3 protein-coding genes are annotated in these 4479 nt (G+C 71.3%); 1 reads left to right on the top strand and 2 read right to left on the bottom strand.

Annotated elements, in window-relative coordinates; translation table 11 throughout:
* Positions 1-685, bottom strand: a 685-nt coding sequence (gene pdxH / locus ACWD4B_RS35190; protein ID WP_451424587.1) for a pyridoxamine 5'-phosphate oxidase, incomplete at its 3' end; no start/stop codon positions are given.
* A gap of 459 nt (positions 686-1144) precedes the next feature.
* Between pdxH and ACWD4B_RS35185 the strand changes: the two genes are divergently transcribed.
* Positions 1145-2245, top strand: coding sequence for a citrate synthase 2 (locus ACWD4B_RS35185; protein WP_451424586.1), 1101 nt, complete (start codon positions 1145-1147; stop codon positions 2243-2245).
* A gap of 60 nt (positions 2246-2305) precedes the next feature.
* Here ACWD4B_RS35185 and ACWD4B_RS35180 read toward each other — a convergent pair whose 3' ends face one another.
* A complete protein-coding gene (locus ACWD4B_RS35180; RefSeq protein WP_451424585.1) occupies positions 2306-4246 on the bottom strand; it encodes a phosphocholine-specific phospholipase C in 1941 nt (646 codons plus the stop codon).
* Positions 4247-4479: the final 233 nt, after the last annotated feature.

Genomic DNA, 4479 nt, shown 5'->3' with positions numbered 1-4479 from the left:
GCCCAGTGGCAAGAGGCGGTATTTCTCGCAGCACTCGGCGCAAGCGTAGATCTTCCTGGCCACTTGGTCGCCCTCGATGACGTCGATCGGTGCGGTCCCGGCGCACGTACCGCAACCGGTCGTGCAGCCGGTGCTCGCGGCCCTGCCAGAACTCGACCGTCTCCGCGGTCACCCGGAAGCCGCCCCATTGCGGCGGCACCGGCACCTCCTCGCCCTCGGCCCAGCGGGCGGCGGCGCGTTCGTAGGCCTCGTCGATCTCGGCGCGCGAGGCGGCCACCGTCGACTGGGCGCTGGCCCAGGCGCCGATCTGCGAACCGTGCGGCCGGGAGCGGAAGTACGCGGCCGTCTCCTCCGGCGCCACCCGGGCGGCGGTACCGGTCACGATGACCTGGCGGGCCATCGGGTGCCAGGGGAAGAGCAGGGAGACGTGGGCGTTCTCCGCGATCTCCCGGGCCTTGCGGGAGCCGTAGTTGGTGTAGAAGACGAAGCCGCGGCCGTCGTAGGCCTTGAGCAGGACCGTCCGGGAGCTGGGCCGCCCGGCGGCGTCCGCCGTGGAGACGATCATGGCGTTGGGCTCGTGCAGCCCGCTCGCGGCGGTCTGCGCGAACCAGCGGCCGAACTGCTCGTACGGGTCGGTGGCCAGGTCCTCCTCCGCGAGGCCGGTGGACTGGTACTGCGCGCGCATGGCGGCGGGATCGAGATCATCGGCGTGGGACACGGGCTCATCCTGCCGGACGGGCGGAGGCCGGGGAAGGCGGAGGGGGCGCTGAGCATGCCCCGTGCCGCCCGTTCCAAACCTCCGGGTGCGGGAAAGGGGCGTGTGCCGGACATCACCTTCCCCCGCGCGCGGCGAGCGCGCAGAATCACGCAGTGGACAGCTGGGCCACATCCGCCCCACCGGCTGTCGATTCCTGCCCGGAGCGGAGCAGGCCTTCTGCGGAGGCCGGGTGAAGAACCGGGTGAAGTACAGCTGCACGGGGCATGACCGGGTTGACCGAAACGGACCGCGAGCCGCGCCACGCAGCCGCGTATCCCGCTCGGCGCCGCCAGAAGCAGACCGCAGCAGACATTCTTTGACCATCGGCCGGAGATCCCGCCGGACGGTCAGCAGTCGCTTGTCGAACACATCATGAGGAGCCGCCTGATGTCCGACTTCGTACCCGGACTAGAGGGAGTCGTCGCGTTCGAAACAGAGATCGCCGAACCCGACAAGGAAGGCGGCTCGCTCCGCTACCGAGGCGTCGACATCGAGGACTTGGTCGGCCATGTGTCCTTCGGGAACGTCTGGGGCCTGCTGGTCGACGGCTCCTTCAACCCGGGACTGCCGCCGGCCGAGCCCTTCCCCATCCCGGTCCACTCGGGTGACATCCGGGTCGACGTGCAGTCGGCGCTCGCGATGCTCGCACCCGTGTGGGGCCTCAAACCGCTGCTGGACATCGACGAGACCACCGCCCGCGACAACCTCGCCCGGGCGGCCGTCATGGCCCTGTCGTACGTCGCCCAGTCGGCCCGCGGCCAGGGACTGCCGATGGTGCCGCAGCGCGAGATCGACAAGGCGGACACCGTGGTCGAGCGCTTCATGAAGCGCTGGCGCGGCGAGCCCGACCCGCGGCACGTCAAGGCCGTCGACGCGTACTGGACCTCGGCCGCCGAGCACGGCATGAACGCCTCCACCTTCACCGCCCGCGTCATCGCCTCGACGGGCGCGGACGTGGCGGCCGCGCTGTCCGGCGCGGTCGGCGCCATGTCCGGCCCGCTGCACGGCGGGGCGCCCTCCCGCGTCCTCGGCATGATCGAGGAGATCGAGCGCACCGGCGACGCCGAGGCCTACGTCAAGGCCGCTCTGGACAAGGGCGAGCGCCTGATGGGCTTCGGCCACCGCGTCTACCGCGCCGAGGACCCCCGCGCCCGCGTCCTGCGCCGCACGGCCAAGGAGCTGGCCGCCCCGCGGTTCGAGATCGCGGAGGCACTGGAGAAGGCGGCGCTGGAGGAGCTGCACAACCGCCGCCCGGACCGGGTCCTGGCCACCAACGTGGAGTTCTGGGCGGCCATCGTCCTGGACTTCGCGGAGGTCCCGGCGCACATGTTCACCTCGATGTTCACCTGCGCCCGCACGGCGGGCTGGAGCGCGCACATCCTGGAGCAGAAGCGCACGGGCCGCCTCGTGCGCCCCACCGCGCGCTACGTGGGCCCCGGGCCGCGCAACCCGCGCGAGATCGAGGGCTACGCCGACATCGCGGGCTGAACGGACTGAACAGGCTGAGCAGGTGGTGCGGGGCGCGGCAACAGCGCCCCGCACACGGGCTCAGTGGTGTCCGTAGTGCGTGCCCGCCAGCCGGCGCAGGAAGCCGTCCGGGCCGGTGACGGTCACGTCGTAACGGCCTGAGGCGGTCGGCCAGTTCACCGGGTGCGAGCCCTGCACCGTCACCGTCCGGCGCGTCCCGCCCGAGCCGTTCGGCGTGAACGTGAAGGCCGCCGAGTCGGCGTGGGTGACCTTGAGGGCGAGGCCGGAGCGGCCCGGCGTGCCGGTCACCTCGGTGGCGTGGGCGGCCGTCGTGCCCTTGAAGCGGCGTACGAAGCCGTCCGCGCCGTAGACCGTGAAGTCGTACGCGCCGCCGGTCGCCGACGTGTCCCAGACGTACTCCGCGCTACCGCCCGGTGCGACCGTGAACGGCGTTCCGGCGAAGGGCAGATGAGCGTTCGGGAAGACCGTGAAGTGGAAGGCCACGCTGCCCGCGTTGTGCAGGGTGCACACTGCCTTGCCGCTCTGTGCGTCCACGCTCACCGTCGCGTCCGGTGCGTACGGCAGCGCGCGGAACGGGCGGGTGCCCGGCTCCTGGACCGGGGTCGTCTGGTGCCCACTGGCCGGCAGCTTCACCGGCGGCAGTTTGGCGCCCTGGTCGGCCTTGCGGACGAGTTCCTTGGTGTCGGGCAGGGACGGTACGGAGTAGTCCGGCCGGGAGAAGTCGAAGCAGCTCGTCAGGTCGCCGCACACCGCGCGCCGCCAGGCGCTGATGTTGGGCTCGTCCACGCCCGTCACCTGCTCCAGGAAGCGCAGCACGGAGGTGTGGTCGAAGACCTGCGAGTTGGTCCAGCCGCCGCGCGACCAGGGGGAGATCACCCACAGCGGGACCCGGTTGCCCAGACCGATCGGCTGGCCGTTCACGAACTCGTCCGGCGTGCCGGCGGGCGGGAAGGGCGGTACGACGTGGTCGAAGTAGCCGTCGTTCTCGTCGTACATGACCAGGAAGACGGTGTGCTTCCAGACCTCGGGGTTCGAGAAGAGCGACTGGAGGGCCGTGTTGACGTAGTCGGCGCCGTAGTCCGGGCTGGCGGAGGGGTGTTCGGAGAAGAGGTACGGGGCGACCAGCCAGGAGACGGTGGGCAGCGTGCCGTCCTTGCAGTGCTGGTCGAAGGCCGTCAGGTCGAACTTCGTCATCGCGTTGACGTACCGCGGGTCGTCCTGCGGGAAGTCGTGGAACTGGCGGAAGTAGGAGAGGGCGTTGTCGTCGTAGTCGCCGTAGCGGTCGTCCTTGCCGGGGTTGTGATAGACGCGCCAGCTGACGCCGGCCTGCTGGAGCCGCTCCGCGTAGGTGGTCCAGTCGGCGACCGGGTTGTCGGTGACGACGCTGTTGTCGGTGAACGGGCCTGTCGTGCCGTCCGTGCCGGGGCCGGGCGTGCCCGTCCACAGGTAGAGGCGGTTGGGGTCGGTGGGGCCGGCCATGGAGCAGAAGTAGTGGTCGGCGACGGTGAACGCGTCGGCGAGGGCGTACTGGTACGGGATGTCCTCGCGCGTGAAGTAGCCCATGCAGCGCTCGCCCTTGGCGGAGACCCACTTGTTCATCGCGCCGTGGTTGATGGCGTTGTGGCCGGTCGTCCAGTCGTGCGGCAGCCCGTCGGCGTTCTGCGCGTTGAAGCGGGTGGTGTCCATGCGGTACGGGAGGAGATAGCCGCCGTCCGCCCTCCGGGCGGGGTCGGGCTGGCGGAGGACGGTGTTGCCGTCGGGGAAGACGAGGCCCTGGCGGTCGTCGAAGCCGCGGACGCCGTGGAGGGTGCCGAGGTAGTGGTCGAAGCTGCGGTTCTCCTGCATCAGGATGACCACGTGTTTGACGTCTCCGGCGTCGGAGGGGGTGCCGGGCCCGGCCGCCGGGGCGGCCTGGGCGGCCGCTGCAGCCGGGCCCACCGCGGCGGCGGTTGCGGCTGCCGCCGACGTGGCGACGAAGGTGCGGCGCGTGATGGGGGACATGCGGCTCCTCGGGTCGGTGTTCGAACCGGCCCGCACGGTAGTCGCGGTGCGGGGGCAAGGGAACGGACGGGAGGTGGCCGTGAGGCGACCGTCAGGCGAAGTGGTGTTCGAGGCCCCAGCCCCGCCCTTTCACCGTTTCTTGGGGGGCAAGCCCCCCAAACCCCCCGCTTCGGGGGCTGCGCCCCGAAGGGGCGCGGGGAACTGCGCGACCAGCCACGACGCGCCCGCAGTCG

It is taken from the genome of Streptomyces sp. NPDC002536 (assembly GCF_053594995.1).
The sequence above is the reverse complement of the archived record's forward strand: the minus strand, read 5'-3'. Positions and strand labels throughout refer to the sequence as shown.

What these genes read in the sequence shown, in the direction of transcription:
- ACWD4B_RS35185 (WP_451424586.1), top strand. Translation starts at nt 1,145, where the DNA reads ATGTCCGACTTCGTACCCGGACTAGAGGGAGTCGTCGCGTTCGAAACA.
- ACWD4B_RS35180 (WP_451424585.1), bottom strand. Translation starts at nt 4,246, where the DNA reads ATGTCCCCCATCACGCGCCGCACCTTCGTCGCCACGTCGGCGGCAGCC.